15 protein-coding genes are annotated in these 20,067 nt (G+C 64.9%); 8 read left to right on the top strand and 7 right to left on the bottom strand.

The annotated features are described in order from the left end of the window. Window positions 1-33 precede the first annotated feature (33 nt). From IY145_RS11530 to msuE, 5 genes are all read left to right on the top strand, one after another. A complete protein-coding gene (locus IY145_RS11530) occupies window positions 34-246 on the top strand; it encodes a hypothetical protein (protein WP_196408346.1) in 213 nt (70 codons plus the stop codon). Continuing rightward, window positions 243-1,118, top strand: coding sequence for an amidohydrolase family protein (locus IY145_RS11525; RefSeq protein WP_196408345.1), 876 nt, complete (start codon window positions 243-245; stop codon window positions 1,116-1,118). Before IY145_RS11530 ends, IY145_RS11525 begins: the two co-directional genes overlap by 4 nt. 167 nt (window positions 1,119-1,285) lie before the next feature. Continuing rightward, window positions 1,286-2,455, top strand: coding sequence for an FMNH2-dependent alkanesulfonate monooxygenase (ssuD, locus tag IY145_RS11520; protein WP_196408344.1), 1,170 nt, complete (start codon window positions 1,286-1,288; stop codon window positions 2,453-2,455). A 15-nt stretch (window positions 2,456-2,470) separates the two neighbouring features. After that, window positions 2,471-3,640 carry an acyl-CoA dehydrogenase family protein gene (locus tag IY145_RS11515; RefSeq protein WP_196408343.1) on the top strand — a complete coding sequence of 390 codons (1,170 nt, stop codon included), beginning with the start codon at window positions 2,471-2,473 and terminating at the stop codon, window positions 3,638-3,640. Between the two features lie 52 nt (window positions 3,641-3,692). Beyond that, entirely contained in the window at window positions 3,693-4,232 is a 540-nt protein-coding gene (gene msuE / locus IY145_RS11510; RefSeq protein ID WP_196408342.1) for an FMN reductase, read from the top strand. 111 nt (window positions 4,233-4,343) lie between these two features. On the opposite strand, the gene IY145_RS11505 is transcribed toward msuE, so the two are convergent. The 5 genes from IY145_RS11505 to IY145_RS11490 form a co-directional block, all read right to left on the bottom strand. Next, window positions 4,344-12,851 (bottom strand): GH36-type glycosyl hydrolase domain-containing protein, encoded by an 8,508-nt coding sequence (locus IY145_RS11505; RefSeq protein ID WP_196408341.1) that lies wholly within the window; start codon window positions 12,849-12,851, stop codon window positions 4,344-4,346. Window positions 12,852-13,079: 228 nt separating this feature from the next. After that, window positions 13,080-13,244 (bottom strand): hypothetical protein, encoded by a 165-nt coding sequence (locus IY145_RS11500; protein ID WP_196408340.1) that lies wholly within the window; start codon window positions 13,242-13,244, stop codon window positions 13,080-13,082. A 48-nt stretch (window positions 13,245-13,292) separates the two neighbouring features. Beyond that, a complete protein-coding gene (locus IY145_RS26165; RefSeq protein ID WP_281433669.1) occupies window positions 13,293-13,427 on the bottom strand; it encodes a hypothetical protein in 135 nt (44 codons plus the stop codon). 193 nt (window positions 13,428-13,620) lie between these two features. Continuing rightward, entirely contained in the window at window positions 13,621-13,833 is a 213-nt protein-coding gene (locus IY145_RS11495; protein WP_196408339.1) for a cold-shock protein, read from the bottom strand. A gap of 469 nt (window positions 13,834-14,302) precedes the next feature. Then, window positions 14,303-15,325: an ABC transporter substrate-binding protein gene (locus tag IY145_RS11490; RefSeq protein WP_196408338.1), complete on the bottom strand. Its 1,023-nt coding sequence runs from the start codon at window positions 15,323-15,325 to the stop codon at window positions 14,303-14,305. Window positions 15,326-15,419: 94 nt separating this feature from the next. Between IY145_RS11490 and IY145_RS11485 the strand changes: the two genes are divergently transcribed. From IY145_RS11485 to IY145_RS11475, 3 genes are read left to right on the top strand one after another with little or no spacing between them, the layout of a single operon-like run. Further along, window positions 15,420-17,828, top strand: a complete 2,409-nt coding sequence (locus IY145_RS11485) for a hypothetical protein (protein WP_196408337.1) — start codon at window positions 15,420-15,422, stop codon at window positions 17,826-17,828. Beyond that, on the top strand, window positions 17,825-18,568 hold the full coding sequence (locus IY145_RS11480; RefSeq protein WP_196408336.1) for an ABC transporter permease: 744 nt from the start codon (window positions 17,825-17,827) through the stop codon (window positions 18,566-18,568). Before IY145_RS11485 ends, IY145_RS11480 begins: the two co-directional genes overlap by 4 nt. After that, window positions 18,556-19,371, top strand: coding sequence for an ABC transporter ATP-binding protein (locus tag IY145_RS11475; RefSeq protein WP_196408335.1), 816 nt, complete (start codon window positions 18,556-18,558; stop codon window positions 19,369-19,371). The genes IY145_RS11480 and IY145_RS11475 overlap by 13 nt, the downstream gene beginning before the upstream one ends. A gap of 48 nt (window positions 19,372-19,419) precedes the next feature. Here the strand turns inward: IY145_RS11475 and IY145_RS11470 are convergent, their stop codons facing one another. Both IY145_RS11470 and IY145_RS11465 read right to left on the bottom strand, forming a co-directional pair. Next, complete coding sequence (locus IY145_RS11470; RefSeq protein WP_196408334.1) at window positions 19,420-19,806, bottom strand: Hint domain-containing protein; 387 nt, start codon at window positions 19,804-19,806, stop codon at window positions 19,420-19,422. Next, entirely contained in the window at window positions 19,803-19,982 is a 180-nt protein-coding gene (locus tag IY145_RS11465) for a hypothetical protein (protein WP_196408333.1), read from the bottom strand. The genes IY145_RS11470 and IY145_RS11465 overlap by 4 nt, the downstream gene beginning before the upstream one ends. Window positions 19,983-20,067: the final 85 nt, after the last annotated feature.

The following is a 20,067-nucleotide window of genomic DNA, read 5'->3' as shown; positions in this document are numbered from 1 at the left end:
ATTGTCACGCGACCGCGCATCGATCGCCTAAGAATGAGCACGGCGCGTGCCACGCTATTCTCGACCGATTTTCTCGATTTTACGCGTAATCACGGGGGCGCCTATTGCATTTGCAACAGCCGATGTTCGGCGCTGCTGCACATGCAGCAATGCGAATTCCAAATGCCGCAATCCGACAGCATCTCGATCCGGCGCCTCGATTGCGACGCGCCGATCCCAAGTCTCGTCGAAAGGACTCTCGAATGACACCATCGAACCGCCCGCGGCATATCGTCGATATGCGAGCGCGGCCGTCATTCCTTCACTCATTCTTCGGAGCAGAACCGGGATCGCCCGACTTCGAAACGGTACGCTGGATTAACCGCCGCCTCGGCTCGAAGGACATCGACCATTTCACGCGAGCGCCCGATCTTCCGTCCTTTCACCGGGAACTCGATGCGGCGGGGATCGACATTGCGCTCATGGTGGGACGCAGCACGCCGAGCGTGCGGATTTCCAATGATCTGCTCGCGACGCTCTCTTGCTCGTCGGAAGGGCGCATGCTCGGCGTCGGTTCGGTCGACCCCCAATTCTTCACCGGCAAAGGTGCGGCGGAAGAGACGGAGCGCTGCCTGAACGAGCTGAAGCTCGTGGGCGTCAATGTCGATCCCGCCTTCTTGGCGGAGCCGATTTCCCATGACGACGAGACGCTGTTTCCCATCTACGAGGTCTGCGCAGACCTCGGCGCGCCCGTCTTCATGATGTCGGGCCCGACGACGCCGGACCTGCGGCGCAATGACCCGCTGGCCGTCGATCGTGTGGCGCACGCCTTTCCAACTCTGCCCATCGTCTGTTGTCACGCCTTCTACCCGCAAATCGACGAGATGATCGCCGTCGCATTTCGCAACGAGAATGTCTTCGTCTCGCCGGACATGTATTTCTTCGCGCCGGGAGGCCTGCGCTACGCGGATGCCGCGAGGGGATTTCTCGCAGACCAATTGCTGTTCGGCTCGTCTTACCCGTTTCGCCCACTCGGTCAGAGCGTCGCCGACCTCCTTCGCCTCGGCTTGGACGAGGAAGCGATCGAGAAGGTCGCGTGGCGCAACGCCGCGCATCTGCTACGGCGCGATTTGGCGTGAGCTGTTGCGCATGCCGCAGAGCCGGCCCCGAATTGCTTCGAATGCAACAGCCCGCGGGACAAAATGACCACAGATTCGCGGCTGAGCGATTGGCCCGTCTCTTGCGGCCGGGAAATCAAAAGAAGTCTCCTATTGCCGCGCTCGGACCGGCGAACAGGGATCGGATCATGGAAATCTTGTGGTACATTCCGTCTCATGGCGACTCGCGCTATCTCGGCGCCGAGGAGGGAGCGCGGACGGCGACATTCGACTATCTTCGGCAGATAGCGGTCGCAACCGACAGTCTCGGCTATTACGGCGTTCTCATTCCGACCGGACGCTCCTGCGAAGATCCGTGGATCGTCGCGGCGAGCTTGATCGAATCGACGAAGACGCTGCGCTTTCTCGTGGCCTTGCGGCCGGGCCTGGTGCAGCCGGCGTTGGCGGCTCGCATGACAGCGAGCCTCGATCGTCTGTCACGGGGGCGACTGCTGATCAATCTCGTCGCCGGAGGCGATGCGAGCGAGCTCGCCGGCGACGGCCTGTTTCTGGATCATGCGTCCCGCTACGACGTCTCGGCCGAATTCGTGCGCGCATGGGAGGCGCTTCTTCGCGGGAGCCATACGGATGAGAGCGTCGATTTTCACGGCGCGCATTTCGACATAGCGAAGGGCAAGCTCCTCTTTCCACCGGTGCAGAGCCCGAGGCCCCCGCTCTATTTCGGCGGCTCCTCGGAGCCAGCGCATGATCTCGCCGCGCGCGCAGTCGACACTTATCTGACATGGGGAGAACCGCCCTCCGCAGTCGCCGAGAAGATCGCGGATGTGCGGCGTCGCGCGGCCGCGTTCGGACGCGCGCCGCGCTTCGGGGTGCGGCTCCATGTGATCGTGCGCGAGACGGAGGACGAAGCCTGGGCGGCGGCGGACAGCCTCATCAGCCGATTGGACGATAAGGCGATCGCCGACGCACAGGAAATCTTCGCGAAGATGGATTCGATCGGCCAGCGGAGAATGCTCGAATTGCGCAAGGGCCGAGGGCGCACGCGCGCGGATCTCGAGATAAGCCCCAATCTCTGGGCCGGCGTCGGACTGACGCGCGGCGGCGCGGGAACCGCGCTCGTCGGCGATCCGGCGCAAGTCGAGGCGCGCTTGCGCGAATATGCGGCGCTCGGCGTCGACAGCTTCATTCTTTCGGGCTATCCGCATTTGGAGGAGGCCTATCGTTTCGCCGAGCTCATGTTTCCGCGCCTCGGAGTCGAGGCGCGCGGAACATTGCCGGGACAAAAGATCACCGGCCCCTTCGGAAGCGTCGCGGCGAAGTCGAGCGACTCGCCTTCCGCATCTTCCGCGGCGGCATGAGGAGCCGAACCGTCCATGTCTGAACGCATCCTCGACCCGGCCCGCGAGGCCTCCCCCGCGCTCCTACGACTGCTCGCGGCGCTCGCCTCCGACGCAGCGGAACGGGACAAGCGCGGCGGAACCGCCAAGCGCGAGCGCGATCTCATCCGCGAGAGCGGTTTGCTGAAGCTCTCCATCCCGGGCGAACTGGGCGGCGCCGGCGCCGACTGGACCGTCATTTTCGACGTCGTGCGGCGAATTGCGGCCGTCGACAGCTCGCTCGCGCATCTCTTCGCCTTTCATCATTTGATGATCGCAACCGTGCAATTTTTCGGGACCAGCGAACAAACGCGGCGCGCCATGGAGAAGACCGCGCGGGAGGATTGCTTCTGGGGCAACGCCGTAAATCCAAAGGATGCGCGCCTGCGGCTGCGTCGCGATGGCGAATCCTATCGCCTCGTGGGCGTCAAGAGCTTTTGCTCTGGCGCGAGCGATTCGGACATGCTCGTCGTCTCCGCTCTGGACGAACAGCAAAAATTGAAGATCGGGGCGATTCCGACCCGGCGCGACGGAATTCGAATTCACGACGATTGGGACAATATGGGGCAGCGCCAGACCGACAGCGGCTCGGTGTCTTTCGACGAGGTCGTCGTGAGCGATGAGGAGCTGCTCGTTTCGCCCGGGCCGCTCGGATCGCCCTTCGCCGCCCTGCGACCCTGTCTCGCGCAGCTCATTCTCGTCGCCATCTATGCGGGATTGGCGCGCGGCGCGCTCGACGCCGCCGTCGCCTATGTGCGGGAATTACCGAGCGACGGCGCGGCGCGCATCGGAAGCGATCCGTTCACCCTTCATGCTGCGGGCGAGCTCTGGGCGCAGGTCTGCGCTGCGGAGGCGCTCGTCGATCGCGCCGTGCGATCCTTTCAACAGGGCTGGACGCGTGGCGATGCGATCACGCCGCAAGAGCGCGGCTCCATCTCGATCGATGTCGCGACTGCCAAGGTCGCGAGCGCGCGCGCAGCGCTCGACGTCGGCAGCCAAATGTTCGACATAATGGGCGCCCGCGCCACGACCTCGCGCGCCGGGCTCGACCGCTTCTGGCGCAATGCGCGCACGCATACGCTTCACGATCCTCTCGATCACAAGCTGAAGGAGCTCGGGGATTTCGCGCTGAACGGCATCTATCCGACGCCTTCCTTCTATTCATGAGCGACGCAGAGCCATAGCGGACGTTCGCAGAGTTCAAACACAAGGAGACGACATGACCGCGATCAAGCTCGTCGCCGTATCGGGCGGCCTCGGGCATCCGTCACGCGCCGCTGCTCTCGCGAAAGCGATCACGGCGGAAATAGCCGCATCGACAACGATCGAAGCCCATACCATATCGGTCGCCGATCTCGTCGCCGACCTCGCCGGCGTCATTTCGGCAGAGGACGCGCCCCCATCAGTGAGCGAAGCCGTGAAACGCATCGAGACCGCGGACGCGCTGGTGGTGACGACGCCGGTCTATCGCGGCTCCTACACCGGCCTTTTCAAGCATCTCTTCGATCTCGTTCATTACGAGGCCTTGATCGGAAAGCCGGTGCTGCTCGCGGCGACGGGCGGCAGCGACCGACACTCATTGGTGATCGATCACCAATTGCGACCCTTATTCGCTTTTTTCCAGTCACTGACATTACCGCTCGGCGTCTACGCCAACGACAGTGATTTCTCGAACTATGAAGTGAGCAGCGACGCATTGAAGGAACGAATTCGGCTCGCGGTCGCAAGAGGAGTAGGCCATTTGGAGCTGCAACGCTAGAAGTGCTTCACGTCAGCGGAGAGTGTAGAGTTCGTCTTTTTGTGAGCGCGATTTGTTACGCGCCATGCGAGATCGAGTCTCGGAATGCACAACCCGTTTCTTCCACCCGGCCTATATGACGATCTGCAGCCGATGCGCACGCCCGTCCAGATCGACGCGAACACGTTCTTCGACACAAGGCGTCGGCTCGCCGTCGAGGAGCGCTCGCGAGACGCCGCGACAGCGATTCGACGCGGTTTCCACGCGGATTTCGTAACGCGTCGCTCCCACTTCGACAGTGGCGTCGAATCCCGGCCATGCGGTTGGCAAGCACGGGTCGACGACGAGAACGGCCCCCTCGCGGCGGATGCCCAGAATGCCTTCGACGCCGGCGCGATACATCCACGCGGCGGAGCCCGTGTACCAGCTCCATCCCCCACGCCCGACGTGGGGTGTGACGGAGTAGACGTCCGCCGCGACGACATAGGGCTCGACCTTGTAGCGCTCGACCTCCTCGGGAGTGCGCGCATGATTGATCGGGTTGAGCAAGGCGAAGAGCTCGCTGGCCGTCTCGCCGGCGCCGATCTGCGCATAGGCCAGGACGGCCCACATGGCGGCGTGGCTGTATTGGCCGCCGTTTTCGCGCAGGCCAGGAGGGTAGCCCTTGATGTAGCCCGGATCGAGCGCAGTCTTGTCGAAGGGCGGCGAAAACAGCAGAGCCAGACCCTCGTCTTTACGGATCAGGCGCCTTTCCAGCGACGCCATCGCCTCGGCCGCGCGCATCGGGTCGGCGGCGCCCGACAAAACCGCCCAGGATTGAGCGATCGAATCGATCCGGCACTCTTCGCTCTCTTTGGAGCCGAGCCAGGTTCCGTCGTCGAATGTCGCGCGGCGATACCATTCGCCATCCCACGCTTCGCGCTCGAGCGCCTCTCGCACATTGTCCGCATGTGCGCGCCAGCGGCGCGCGCGGTCGGCGTCACGCGCTTCGGCCAGCGGAGCGAACAGCTCAAGGGTCCGCACCAGCAGCCAGCCGAGCCACACGCTTTCGCCGGCGCCGCCTTCGCCGACCCGGTTCATTCCGTCGTTCCAGTCGCCGCCGCCGATCAGCGGCAAGCCATGTCCGCCGGTCAACTCCAGGCATTGGTCGAGGCCGCGGGCGCAATGTTCGAACAGCGAAGCCGATTGGTCCGCGACCTGAGGGGGGAAAAAGGCCTCGTGCTCCCCGCGCCGCAAGCGCGGACCTTCGAGAAACGGCAATTTCTCATTCAATATCGCGGCGTCGCCCGAACTGGCGACATAGGTGGCGGTCGCGAAGGCGAGCCAGACGCGATCGTCCGATATCCGCGTTCGCACCCCTTGCCCAGAGTGCGGCAGCCACCAATGCTGCACGTCGCCTTCGACGAATTGTCTTGCGGCTGCGCGCAGAAGATGGCGCCGCGTCTCGTCCGGCGCCGCGAAGGCGAGCGCCATGCCGTCCTGAAGCTGATCGCGGAAGCCGTAGGCTCCGCTCGCCTGATAGAAGGCCGAGCGTGCGAAGATGCGGCAGGCGAGCGTCTGATACAGCAGCCAGCCGTTCAGCATTATGTCCATCGCGCGGTCCGGCGTCTTCACCTGAATCGTCCCGAGCAATGTATCCCAATGGTCCGTCACCTCGTCGAGAACGGCGTCGAGGTCGGCTGCGCGATAGCGCGCGATAAGCTTCCGCGCCTCTTCGGCCGATCCGCATTGTCCAATCAAAGAGACCACTTCGACCGACTCGCCCACGCCGAGTTCCACGACGCATTGCAATGCCGCGCAGGGATCGAGCCCTGCGCCGGTCGTTCCACTCAGGGGCGTCGTTCCGATGAGCGCCGCAGGCGCCGCGAGGGCGCCGTTACGGCCGAGAAATTCGGCGCGGTCGCCTGTCCAGGCCGTCTGCCGGCCGGAAAGGTCGGCAAAAGCGACGCGATCGGAGAAGGCCACGCTCCAGGGATTGCGGGCCAATATCGCTCCGGTGGCCTCGTCGATCTGCGTCACGACGAACGGAGCGCAAGCGCCGCGCGACGGCCCGAGCACCCACTCCGCATAGGCCGTGACCGAAAGACGGCGGGGCGTCGAAGAAGAATTCTCGATCGTCAGGCGTGAAATCTTGATCGGCTCGGCGAGCGGGACATATTGCAGCAATCGGAGCCCGACGCCATTCGCCTGGTGCTCGAAGCGGCTGTACCCGGGACCGTGGCGAGCGACATATGTCCCGCCGTCGTGGATCGGCTGGGCCGTCGGGCTCCATAGATCGCCGGTCGTTTCGTCGCGAACATAGATCGCCTCGCCTGTCGGGTCCGCGACCGGATCGTTCGACCACGGCGTCAGCTGATTCTCGCGACTGTTCTCGGCCCAGCTGTAGCCGCTTCCCTCCGCCGCGACCTGAAAGCCGAAGCCCGGATTGGCGATCACATTGATCCAGGGCGCCGGCGTCGCATGGTCCGCATCGAGGATGGTCACATATTCCCGGCCATCCTTGTCGAATCCGCCGAGCCCATTGAAGAACTCGAGATCGCGAGGCGCCGGCGACGGCCGCGACACGGGAGGCGGCTTTTGACGCCGCATCGACGGTGGCGGAATGGGCGACGCGGGCAAACGGGCGAGCTGATCGGCGATAAGCCCGCGGCGGGCGAGCAGAACGACACGAGCGGCCGATTGCAGCAAGGCTCGACCATCGGCGCTCATCAGGTCGGCGCGAAGCGCGTAGACAGCGCCTTGTCCGGCCTCATCGCCGAGTCGTGGCCGCGATTGGCTGCTGCGCACGGCCGTCTCGATCGCGACCTGAAGATCCTGCATGTAGGAAGACGCATGCTCGTTGACGATGACGAGGTCGACGCCGAGGCGTTTCATGCGCCAATATTCGTGAGCGCGCAGTATCTGGCGAACCTGCGCGATATCCTCGATGTCGTCGATGCGCAGCAGGACGATCGGCAAATCGCCGGAGATGGCGTGAGGCCACAGACCCGACTGAGGGCCTGCGCCGTCGATGATCGCCGCCGACGACGCTCTGAATCGTCGGTCGGAATAGAGGATCGGCGCCGCGAGGCGTTGGAAATCCGCCGCCTCCTCCGTCGTCGCGTCGAGATGACGAAGCTGAACCTGGGCCTGGGTCCACGCCAGAGTCTTGGCCCGGTTGAAAGCGTTGCGATCGTGATGCGTGTCGATGAGATCCAGGAGCGCGTTGCGTGATGACGCGACGACGGTCCAGAAGGCGACGCGCGCGATCTTTCCCGGCGGGATCGTCACGCGATGCCGGAGCGAAAAGATCGGGTCGAGAACGGTCCCGACCGTGTTGGAAAGCCGTCGCCCACTCTCCATGGCGATCGCGGCGCCGACCGAGCGGTTGCGGCCGACGAAGCGCGCCCGATCCGATTCATATTGCGGATCGGCGACGATCTCGCGTTCGACGACCGCGAAATGAGCGGCCCAAACTTGCGGCTCATCGTGCGAACGCCGGCGGCGTGTCGCGACGAGCGCGCCGAATTCGCCGAGATATTCCGTCTGCACGAACATTTTGGCGAAAGCCGGATGCGCAGTGTCGGCGGAGGCCGTGGTCAGCACGATTTCGGCGTAGGAGGTCAGCTCGATCTCGCGCGGACGGCGTCCGCTATTGGTCAAGGATATGCGGCGAACCTCGCCGTCGTCCTCGCCGGAGACGAGAACATCCATGGTGGTCGTCAATGCGCCGTCGCGGCGGATGAATTCGGCGCGATCCTCGCCGAAGACGATTTCGTCGTATTCCACGCTGCTTCCGACAGGCTGCGCGGCGGCGGACCAGACGGCTCCGCTCTGCGTGTCGCGCAGAAACACGAACGAGCCCCAGTCGTCGCAGGTCGCATCCTCCCGCCAGCGCGTCACGGCGATATCGCGCCAGCGGCTGTAGCCCGAGCCTGATGCGGTCAACATCACCGAATAGCGTCCGTTCGACAGCAGATGCGTCACCGGAGCGCCCACTGCGGAGGCGGTGAGACGGCGCACCATAGGGCCTTCGGTAACGGCCACGGGCGCCGAGGCTCTCGCCTCCTCGACCCGGGGGCGCACGACTGCGACATCCCTCGGCATGCGCTCCTGAAGCAAGAGCTCGCTGGCCTGGATCATCGGCTCGCGATGAAATCTTTCGCGCATCCGGCCATGATGCAGAGCATTGGCGATGGCGACGATGGTCATGCCCTGATGATGGGCCATGAAGCTGCGCACGATCGCCACGTCTTCATCGTCTTGAAGTCGCGAGCGGGTGAAATCGAGCGCCTCGTAAAAGCCGTAGCGGCCCCTCGCCCCCATCTCGGCGAGGCGCGCGTAGTTCTGCTGCGCGCCGTGCGGGTCCACCATAGTGGCGAGACCCGTCGCATAGGGCGCGATCACCACATTTTCGGAGAGGCCGCGCTTCAAGCCGAGACCGGGAACGCCGAAATTGGAATATTGATAGGTGAACTCCAGGTCGCGCGCATTGTAAGCGGATTCCGATACGCCCCATGGAATGCCGAGCGAATGTCCGTAGGATTGCTGCCGACCGACCACGAGACCATTGGTCTGCTCGAGCAGGCTGCCGGCCGGCGCGCGCATCACCAGCGACGGCATCAAATATTCGAACATCGATCCGGACCAGGAAATCAGCGCCGATCCGCTCCCGAGAGGAATAGCTGTCCGGCCGAGACGAAACCAGTGTCGCGTCTCGACATCTCCCTTGGCGATGGCGAACAGGCTGGCGAGCCGCGCTTCCGAGGCGAGCAGATCGTAACAATTGGCGTCGAGGCTATTGTCGACGAGGCTATAGCCGATGGACAGCAGCTTCCGCTCCGGATCGAGGAGAAAGGCGAAATCCATCTCGAGCGCCATCGCTCGCGCGGTGTCGGCGAGCGCCTTCAATCGGCTCTTCAGGATCAGCGGCGCATCGGCGATTTGAAGCCGATCGCGGGCATTTTCGGTCACTGCGGTCCTCAGCGCCTCGATCCAGAACGCGAGATCTGGAGAACGATCGTCTCCGACCGGGAGCGCAAACTCATGCGAAGCTCTGGCGGCCTTCTCGGTCAGCCGTTTCAGCGTCGCGGGCAGCGCCTCTATTCCTCGAGCGCCGGTCAATTGCGTTTCGATCTCCTCGAGGACGGAGGAGAGGTGACGCCTGCGCTCGCTGCTCACAGCGGGAAGGGCGTCCATGGCCTCGCGGGCGAGCCGGAGATGGTCTGTCATGCCGAGCTGCGCGTTCGGCGAAACAGCGAGGTCCATCCATTCTTCGCAGGCGTTGGCGAGCGCGATCAGATGACCGGCGAGATTGCCGCTGTCGACGGACGAGACATAAGCGGGATCGAGCACATGAAGATCCTGCGTGTCATACCAGTTGAAGAAATGTCCTTTGAACCGTTGCAACTTTTGCATGACGCCGAACGACGCCTCCAATCGCTCGACTGTCTCCAGCGTTCCCGCCCAGCCGAAGTCGCGAGCGGCGATCGCGGAGAGCAGATAGAGGCCCATATTCGTCGGCGACGTCCGATGCGCGAGCGCCGGCGTCGGAGCCTCCTGGAAATTATCGGGTGGCAGCATATTGTCGGCCGGCGTCACGAATGTCTCGAAATAGCGCCAGTTGCGACGCGCGGTGAGTCGCAAGTCGCGCGCATCCTGCTCTGAAACCGCGAGCCGCCGCGCCAGAGTCGGCGATCTGCTGACCCACAAGGCCAGCGCCGGCGCCATTCCCCAAAGCAACGCGAAGGGCAAGACCTGTCGCCAGGATGATGGCACCCATGCGACCGCTGCGGTCGTCATGACCAGCGCGAGGGCTGCGCCGCCCGCCATCGAGCGGCAGAAGCCGGCGGTATCGAGCCTAGGACTTCCCTTGGATTGCGCGGCCGTCGTCCATTCGAGAAGCCGCCGGCGCGTCACGAAGACTCGCGCCAGCGTTCGCGCGATGGCGTCGCCGTTTCGAAACGCTTGATCGGGCAGGAAGGCGACCGAAAGAAAGCTCTGCATAGCCGCGAGCCGCACATCGGCTGCGAGCGCGCCGATGTGATTGCGAAAGCGCATGCCGGCTCGACGCGGCAGCACGGAAAAAAGGGTTGGAAGAAACGCCGGAGTCGCGATGGCGGCGAGAACGAGCAAGATCGCGTCTGTGCTCGCAGGCGCGAGGATCCAACACAGGCCGAAGCTCATCAAGGTGAATGGCGCCAGCAGCGAGCGCCGCAGATTGTCGAGCATTTTCCAGCGGCCGACCCATGGGACGGCGCGACGCCCCATTCCGAGCGCGAACACGAAGGGAAGCAGCTGCCAGTCGCCGCGCGTCCAGCGATGCTGGCGCTTGGCGACGACATCGTAGCGAGACGGAAACTCCTCGACGACCTCGACATCGGAGGCGAGGCCCGCGCGCGCGAACACGCCCTCGAAGAGGTCGTGGCTGAGCATGGAGTTTTCCGGGATACGTCCGGCGAGCGCCATCTCCATGGCGTCGACGTCGTAGATGCCCTTTCCCGTGAATGAGCCCTCGTCGAAGAGATCCTGATAGACATCGGAGACGGCCGACGCATAAGGGTCCAAGCCGCCGGGACCGGAGAAAACCCTCTGGTAGAGAGAGCCCTCATGGCCGACCGGCAGGGACGGCGTGACGCGCGGTTGAAGAATAGCGTAGCCGTCGATGACGCGCTGCTCGATATCGCCGAATCTCGGCCGATTCAGCGGATGCGCCATCTTGCCGATCAGCCGGAGCGCCGCGTCTCGCGGCAGCTTCGTGTCGGCGTCGAGCGTGATGACGTAGCGCACGTCCGCGGGCGCGGTGGGCGCGCGCCCGGCGACGGACATGAAGGTCGTGTCGGTGGCGCCGCGCAGCAGGCGGTTGAGCTCATGCAGCTTGCCGCGCTTGCGCTCCCATCCCATCCATTTGTTCTCGCCGGCGTTGAAGACGCGGCGGCGGTGCAGCAGAAGAAAGCGGTCCCCGTCGAGGCCGGGTGGGTGACGGCGATTGAGCTCTTCGATCGCCTGGGCGGCCACGTCGAGTAGATCGGCGTCGCCCTCCAGCGTCTCCTGTTCCGCGTCGACCCCGTCCGACAAAAGGACGAAATAGAGATCGCCTCCAGCGCCGGCGAGATGGTGGATCTCGAGACGTTCGACCTGCTCCAGCAAATCGGTCTCGCTGGTCAGCAGCGTCGGCACGGCGACGAGCGTGCGAAGCGATTGCGGGACGCCTGCCGTGAGCTCGAGCCCCGGCAGCGTCATCGCGCCGAAGCTCGACGTGACGGCGCGATCGACGAGCGCGATCGCGACGCCTGTCGCCGGCAGAAACCCGATGAGGGCGAATAGCGTCAGCCTGCCGGCGTCGAGCCCGAGCATCGGCAGCGCCCACACCCCCGCGCCCAGCAGCAGCGCGGTGACGAGCAGGATGGCGCCGACATAGCCGCCGATGCCGAGACGGATATTGAAGCGGCTGAATTGCAGCTGCGGAGACGGCCTGAATGCGATCGTTCGCTCGAGCGCGCGCCGACCCTTGGCGATCAGATGATAGCCGGGATCGCCGACGCGCGCCGCCTCCGCAGAATCATCGGTCGCAGCCGCCGCTGCGCGCGCCGCCTTCAGCGCATGATCGGCGATCTCGAGCTCCGAGGACGACGATCCTCGCGCCAATTGTTCGATCGCGCTTCGATAGAGATTGCGCGTCGAAAAATCCATTGCGGCGAAATTACTGTCCGCGCGAAGCCGCTCGTCGACGAGGCTCACGCTCTCGAACAGCCCCACCCAGTCGATATCGGAAATCAGCCGCATGCTGGTGATGACATTGCGCACGCTGACATTGGAGGCGCCCTGCCGCTGTTGGGCGTGCCGCACCACTTCGTCGATCGAAACACCTTGACGCTCGAGCCGCTCCTCGAGCCAAGCGAGCGTCGGCGTCGTCTTGGGATCCTGATCCCTCAGCCGCCGCGCGAGCTGCGCCGCGAACAGCTCGGACAAAGGCGAAGGCGAGCGCGTGGCGATATCGGTCTCGAGCGCGGATCGGGCGAATCCCGCGACGAGCAGGCGGCTGGCGAGCGCGTCCGCGTCCTCGCGCGCGCGGCGTCCGACCGTGATCTGGTCGGCGAGCCGGCGGAGATTCTCGACGAGAACGATGCGCAGCGTGATCGCGACGGCCCATAATTCGCCGATGGTGAGAGGCTGAACACGCTGATAGGCGACGATGAACCGACGCAGAATGTCGGGATCGAAGTGACTGTCGGTATGGGCGACAAAGGCCCAGGCGAGGCCGAATACTCTCGGATAGCCGGCGAATGGCCCCTCGGCCAGCTTCGGCAACTGGCGATAATAGCCGGGGGGCAAATCGTCCCGGATCTCGCGGATTTGTTCTTCGACGAGGTGATAGCTGTCGAGCAGCCATTCCGCGGCGGGAACCACGCCCCGGCCGTTTTTCAGCTTGGCTGCGGTCGCCCGATAGGCGGCCAGCAAGACTGCGGCGTTGTCGTCGAGACGGGTGTGCAGAGAGAGAACGACAGGCGGTCTCGCCGTCACCGATTGTGCGGCGGCGAGGCTTTCGGCATGCTGTTCCAGCCTTTCGACTCCGAAAAGCTCCTCCCTCACCGGCGCCTTGTCGCTCCACAGAGACGAGGCGTCGCGGCGCCTGAAAGCAAAGCGAAGAAAAGGGTTCATGCGGCCTTTCCGGCCAATGTCGGCTCTCGAAAGGCCGCCGACGCGAGCGAAGCTGGATTCGAGGAGGGAGGCTCTCCCGATGCGCCTCGAAAGCTGGCGGCGACCGACCGACTCGGGAACGCCGCCGCCGGGACGTCTACGTCATCGCTTGCGTGGGAGAGACTGACGTTACGAACGCTGATCCGCCGCCAATGTGGCAGCGAGTTTGGTGGAATCGACCGCGAAACCCTAGTGAACGCCGTCGATGATCGAGACGGCGGGAGTGTGCAGCGGCGGCGCCATATGCCGGTAGGCGAGAAACGAACGACCGAGGATTTCCTCCTCGTCGATCGACAGCCGATAGGCTCCCGCCGGTTGTGGGCGGTTGAAAGAGCTCGGCTCGAATGGGCGCACGAAGGTGATCGTCGTTTCCTCAGGTCCGGACCATCATGCTCTCGCGCCTCACTTCTTCTTCGACGGAACTCCGATCGAAGCCGACAAGCCTTTGGTCATCAACCCGACGGGCGCCGTGGCAGGCTCCTGCTTCTTCTTGGGCTTCTTGGTTTCCCGATTGCCGCGCCTTTGTTCCTTGGCCATGATGTCCTCCTGGACCGATCCGATCAGTCGCATCGATCGATGCGAGAAATAGAAGGCCCCGCTACCCTATGGGGCGCGGGGCCGGAACGGCGCCGGGCGCCGCCTCGGGCAGAACGCTCTGCCGTATCGTTCGTTTCAAGTCGCCATTACATCCGTGGTCGACTGTGTCGATCGATGTTGGCCGGTTCCGCGATCAGACCAGAACCTCGAGCTTGTCAGCCGACATTTTGCCGCTCTTGCGATCAGCGACGAGCTCGAAGCCCACCTTCTGACCTTCGCGCAAATCGTTGAGCCCCGCGCGCTCGACCGCGCTGATATGGACAAAGGCGTCGCTGCCGCCATTATCGGGAGCAATGAAGCCGAAGCCCTTCTGGGCGTTGAACCATTTCACGATTCCCGTCGCCATGAGGAGAATCCTTTCGTAAGCATAGGTTTGTGCTTGCCCACGAATCCGTGGGCCGTCGAAATCGCATTTTCAGGAGGGGAGAAGGTCAGCTCAGCGCGAGTATTTCTCGGCACAAGGCCAAATCATCCGGCCATTCATCGACTCGATGAACATAGGCTGAACTCATCAAAAACACAAGGACGCTAGATATTTTTCTTCGAGTCGAGAATTTGCACGTTGCGAACATGTCAGAAAAATTGACGCTTCGGCTCCGCTGTATCGATCTTCCACCTGGATCGGAGCCGCTCGCCGAGGAACGCCGCGAGCGTCGCTCGATCGCAGAGCCCCGGCCTGCGTCGCATGACAAACGGCGCAGGCTCCGCCACATGCAATTCGATCGATCGGGCGGGTCGTGGATAGAGCGCTCGCTCCGAGCGGAAACAAGAAAAAGCGCGGCCGATCGAAAAGAACAGCCGCGCTTTTTTGCAAATTACTTCTTCGGCGCCTTTTCGATCTTCGTCTTCTCGAAGAAGCTCGAATCGAAGAATCCCTCCACGCTCGGCGCCTTGTCCACCGCGCCGAGCGTCACCTGATAGGCGAGCAGCGCTTTTGTCGATTCCGTGATCGTTCGCGGATCGACGACAAAGTGTACGGCGGGCGACGACAGCGATTTGCGAATCGTCGCGCTGTCGACGATGCCCTTGGACAACGCCGCTTCGACATGCGGCGCGGCGCGATCCGGATTCTTCTGCAGCTCCTCGACCGCGCGGACCAAGCCTTTGACGAGCGCCTGAACCTGCTGCGGATGTTTCTCGAGGAAATCCTTGGAGACGGCGGCGACAGTGCCCGGCTGCCCGGGGAAGAGCTCGGAGCCGCCCGCGAGCAGGACGATTTCGGGATTGCGCTGCTGCACGATCGTCAGCGTCGGCTCGCGCACGGTGGCGGCGTCTACGGCGTTGGCGAGCAGCGCCTGCTGCGTCGCGTCTATGCCGATGGAGACGATCTCGACATCGGCCGGATCGGTATGAGTGGCCTCGCGCAGCCAATATTGCAAATTGGCGGCCGGGACGGAGCCCGGCGGCTGCGTCGCGATTTTGGCCGGCCGGCCATTGGCGGCGCGGAAAGCCTTGAAGGCGGCCGCCGGGGCGACGCCCTTCTTGAAGAAGGATTTGAGCTTCGATCCGCCGACCAGCACATTCTCGTCGACGGCCAGCGCCGCGACTACCCGCAGGTCGATGCCCTTGGCGCGACCGGCCGCCGCCGGGGCGACGCCGGCGACATAAATGTCGATATTGCCGCTCACCGCCGCCTGCACGATGTTGGGGCCGGATTCGAATAGGGTCGTCTGGAGCTCGAGCCCGCCCTCGCGGAGCCAGCCCTCTTTCTCGGCGACGAACAAGGGCGCCGCGCCGATCACGGGGATGACGCCGACGCGCGCAGTGACCGTCTCGGCATGGGCGCCGAACGAAAAAAAGGCGATGGCGAGGGCCATCCCGACGACCTTATTGGACAATGTTTCCTCCACTCTTCCGACAAGAGCCCGAGTTTGCGCCATGCGTTCTGTGTAGTCTATAGTCAAAATAGAACTTATGGAGAGATTGGCGTTGATGCACCGAAGGGATGGGGAAAGAGCAGGAGCGCCGGCGCCCGGCGATGCGCCGGCGAGCCCGGCCGGGCTCTACGAAAAGATGAAGGCTGCGCCTTTCGCGGGGCGTCTCGACTGCAGCGCCTCGGCGGTCGAGGCGGGCTCATGGCAGGAGATCGTCCTCGATTACGAAGTCGGATCGAGCGGCGTCGCCGATGGCGCGACATTCAAGGCGACGTTCAAATTCTATTCCGACTGGGCGCTCTTCCAGACTGTCGATCCCGCCGGCGCGAATTACGTCAGCGCCGAATATCATGCCGGTCCCTTGGCTCCGGGGCAATCGCCGGCGAGCGTGCAACATCTCGCGGTGCGTTTCGACCAGAAGGGGCACGAGCGACCCTATCAGAAGGCCGTCATCGTCGATGTGATCGACGGCTATCTCAATATGGGCGACCACATCGTCATCCGCCTCGGCGACCGGCGCGCCGGTGGGCCAGGCACGCGGGTCCAGACTTTCGTCGACGATGATTTCCGTTTCCGCGCCTATGTCGATCCGCTCGGCACATCACGCTTCGTCGCCGTTCCCGACGTCTCCTTGCGCATCGTCGCGGCGGCGCCCGCGCGCCTGTCGCTCGTCGGCCCGCGTTTCGCGCGGCCGGGCGCCGCTGCGCCCTTCCGCCTCTCGGCGCTCGACCGCTGGGGCAATATCGTCGGCGATTTTCCCAGCCGCGCGCGGGTCTCGATTCTTTCTGGCGACGAGACGATCGCCGTCCGCGAGATCGCCCTTCCGAAAGAGGGTTGGGCGAGCGCCGGAATCGGCGACATTCCGACCGATCGCGGCGATCTGCGTCTCGTCGCCGAGCTCGACGCGCGGGGCGTCCCGCCCGCGGAGGCCTTTCTTTCCGTCTTCCCGGAAGCGCCGGCGCCGCGCGCCTTCTATGCCGATCTGCATGTGCATGCACATGACACGGTCGGCACCAACAGCCCCTCCTACAACGCCGCCTTCGCCCGCGATATCGGCGGCGTCGACGTGTTCGGCTATACGGCGAACGACTTCCAGATCACCGACGAGAATTGGCGCGCCGGCGTCGCCGCGGTGAATGCGTCGAACGCGCCCGGGCGCTTCGTGACCTATCCCGTGCAGGAGTGGTGCGGCAGCTCGACTGCCGGCGGCGACCACAAGGTGATCTTCCTCGGCGACGAGGCGCCGGCCTTTCCTTTCGACGCGGAAGGGCGTCACAACCGCACCTTGTCCTGGAACGAGGACGCGAAGACTCCAGCCGTCGAGCTCGGCCGTTGGCCGGTGAACGAGCTGTGGCAAGCCTATGGGCATGCGCCGGAAAACCATCTCGTCGTCCCGCATGTCGGCGGGCGCCGCTATATCGCCGATTGGCACCATCCAGAGCTAGAGCGGCTGGTGGAGATCGTCTCCGCCTGGGGGCACTTCCCCTGGCTCTATCGGGACGTGATCGCGCGCGGCTACAAGCTCGGCGTCTGCGCGAACAGCGACGAGCATCGCGGCCGTCCAGGCGGCGGCGCGCCGGGCGTGCAGGTTTTCGGCGTGCGCGGCGGACTGACCGGCGTTTTCGCCGAGAGCCTCGACCGCGCCGCCATCGGCCGCGCGCTGCGCGCGCGGCATACATTCGCGACGACGGGCGAACATTCCGCCCTGCTCGTGCGCTGCGGCGCGCATCTGCAGGGCGACGCCTTCGAGCACGCGGGCCCCGCCGAGATCGATTATCGCTTCCTCGGCGACGCCGGCTGGGACGAGGTCGCCGCCTTCGACCACGAGGGCCTGCTGTGGCGGCGCAATCTTCATGCGGAGCTGGGCTTCTCCAAGTCACGCGTGCGCCTGCGCTGGGGCGGCGCGCGGATCAAGGATCGCTACCGCTGGGCGAGCTGGAACGGTCGGCTCGCCGTGCGGGGCGCCGTCGTGCGCGACTTCTCGGCTTTGGGCTTCGAGCATGACGAGGAGAATGCGTGGCGCGCCGGCCCGACCGAGATCGGCTTTCGCTCTGACACCTATGGCGACGCCGATACGCTGGAGCTCGAGATCGACGATCTCGCGCATGCGCGCTTCGTCGTCGAGGGGACGATCGGCGGCTTCGTGAAAGTCGGCGATCCGCGCTTTCCCGCGCCTTTCGTCCATGCGCCGCAGTTCCACTGGGACGTCTCGGGAGCGGAGCTGATCGAGAAGGGTGAGTTGCGCACGGAGCTCGGCGGCGCGGAGCTCTTCCTCGCGCTCGAGCGCCTGACGGATGCGCCGCTCCCGCGCGACATTGCCGGACGCTTCACCGTCGAGCCGCGCAATGCGCCCTTCGGGTTTCGGCCCGTCTATCTGTTCGGTCGTCAACGCGACGACGGCAAGATCTGGTCGTCGGCGCAATTCATCGCCTTCCGCGACGCGCCCACCGCCGGGAGCGCGCCATGAAGCGCCATCTCGCCGCCTTTCTCGGCCTCGCGCTCTTTCTGCTCGCTTGGGAGCTGGCGCCGCTCCTGACTCCAGGCGCACGCACGCTCATGCCGGTTCCGAGCCAATTGCCCAGCGCCTTCTGGCGCGAATTGAAGAGCGGCGTCTGGACCGCCTGCGTCGGCGCGAGCCTCTCGCATTATCTCGTCGGCCTCGGCGTCGGCGTGACGCTCGGGGTCGCTGCGGGGATCGCGACCGGCGTTCACCAGCGGCTCGAATGGGCGACGGCCTGGATCAATCGCGTGCTGCGGCCCATTCCGGGCCTCGCCTGGATTCCCTTCGCCATTCTCTGGTTCGGCGTCGAGGAGAAAGCCGCGGTCTTCATCATCGCGATCGGCGTGTTCTGGATCGTCTATTTCTCCGCCCATGGCGCCATTCGCAACGTCGACCGCGATCTCGTCGAGGTCGCCGCGGCTTTCGGCTTCAAAAGCGCCTGGGAGAAGCTCGTCAAAGTGCAGTTTCCGGCGAGCCTTCCAGGAATTCTCGTCGGCGTCCGCACTTCGCTCGGCCAGGCCTGGATGGCCGTCGTCGCCGCGGAGCTGTTCGGCGTCGCCGGCCTCGGACAGCGCATGAACCAGGCCTCGAGCCTGCTCGCGACCGATATCGTCGTCGTCTATATGCTGACGATGGCGGCGCTCTATGGTCTCGTCGACATGACCTTCATGCTCGCGCAGTCCAGGGTGTTGACATGGAAAGCGTGACCTCGCCGCCGATCATCGAGATCGAAGGACTTTCCCTCGGCTATGAGCACGATGGCGCGCATGTCGCGGTGCTGGAGCGCCTCGATCTCTCCATCGCGCGCGGTGAATTCGTGACGATCCTCGGCTCGTCCGGCGTCGGCAAATCGACGTTGCTGCGCGTGCTGATCGGCCTCGCCGCGCCCTCCGCCGGAGCTCTGCGCTTCGACGCGGACTCGGACTGCTCCATGGCGCTCGTGTTCCAGGACGCGCGCCTCCTGCCCTGGCGGCGCGTCGAGGCCAATGTCGCGCTCGGGCTCGAAAAGACGAGTCTTTCCAAAGAGGAGCGCCGCATCCGCGCGCAGGAGGCGCTGCGCGGCGTCGGGCTCGAAGGATATGGCCAACGATTCCCGCATCAGCTCTCCGGCGGGCAGCGGCAGCGCGTGGCGCTCGCCCGCGCGCTGGCGGTGCGGCCGGCGGTGCTGCTGATGGACGAGCCCTTTTCCGCTCTCGACACGCCGACGCGGCAGCGCCTGCAGGACGACCTCGCCGAGCTCTGGCGCGAGACCGGCAAAACGATACTCTTCGTGACGCATGACATAGACGAGGCCGTCTATCTCGCCGACCGCGTCGTCGCGCTCGGCGGCAAGCCTGGCGCGGTTTGCGCCTCGGTCACGATCGACGTTCCGCGTCCGCGGCGGCGCGGCGATCCACGGCTGCAGGCGGTCGCGGCGCTCGTGGAGACGAAGCTGCGCGGCGAGGGCGAGGGTGTCCCGCGCGAGGAGCCGGATATCCTCGACTTGGCGCGACACCGCGCGCGCCTCTAACGGATCGCGGATCAGCCATGACCACGATCCGCCCCATGAGACGGCGCATCACGAAGTCCGATTGGGACGGCGTCGGCGGTATATCCGCCCTCGAGCTAACTCTGGAGGTCGCGCTGGCAAGCGGCGTTCTCCAGCACGCGGTCGGCATTGTCGACGGCGTAGCTCGCCGAGTTGCGCGATGCTCGGAGCCGTGCGGTGGAACAGCTCGCGCACCGGACGCAAGTCCACCTCGCCGGTGAAGCCGTCGCGCGCCGCGACCAGATCGCCGATCGCTATCTCCTCGATCGGCCGGCGGCCGAGCGCCGTCTCGATCGGCGTTCCCGCCTCGAAGGACGAGAAGCCCGAAATCGAGCAACCGGGAGACGGCGATGATTTGCGCGTGGGCGGACGGGGCTTCTTCACCGCCTTCACCGCGCAGGACGACATGTCGGTCACGAGGCATAGGCGCCGACCAGCGACGGGTCGTTGGCGAAGGAGAGCGCATCGGCCAGCACGAAGAAGCTGCAACCGATGCGCGCGCCGATCTTCGGCGCCGCGCTGCCGCTGCGCGCGGCCACAAAGGCCGCATCCGCGCCAGTCGTCAGCGCGGTGGTCCCCTCCGCCGTCGTCACAATGCCGCCGCCGAGAATGGCGCCGGCTGTCTCTTGATCGATCGTTCCCTCTTCCGCTGCAGAGGCAACACGATGCGCAATGGCG

It is taken from the genome of Methylosinus sp. H3A (genome assembly GCF_015709455.1).
Lineage (GTDB): Bacteria > Pseudomonadota > Alphaproteobacteria > Rhizobiales > Beijerinckiaceae > Methylosinus.
This window is presented reverse-complemented; position numbering and strand designations above follow the sequence as displayed.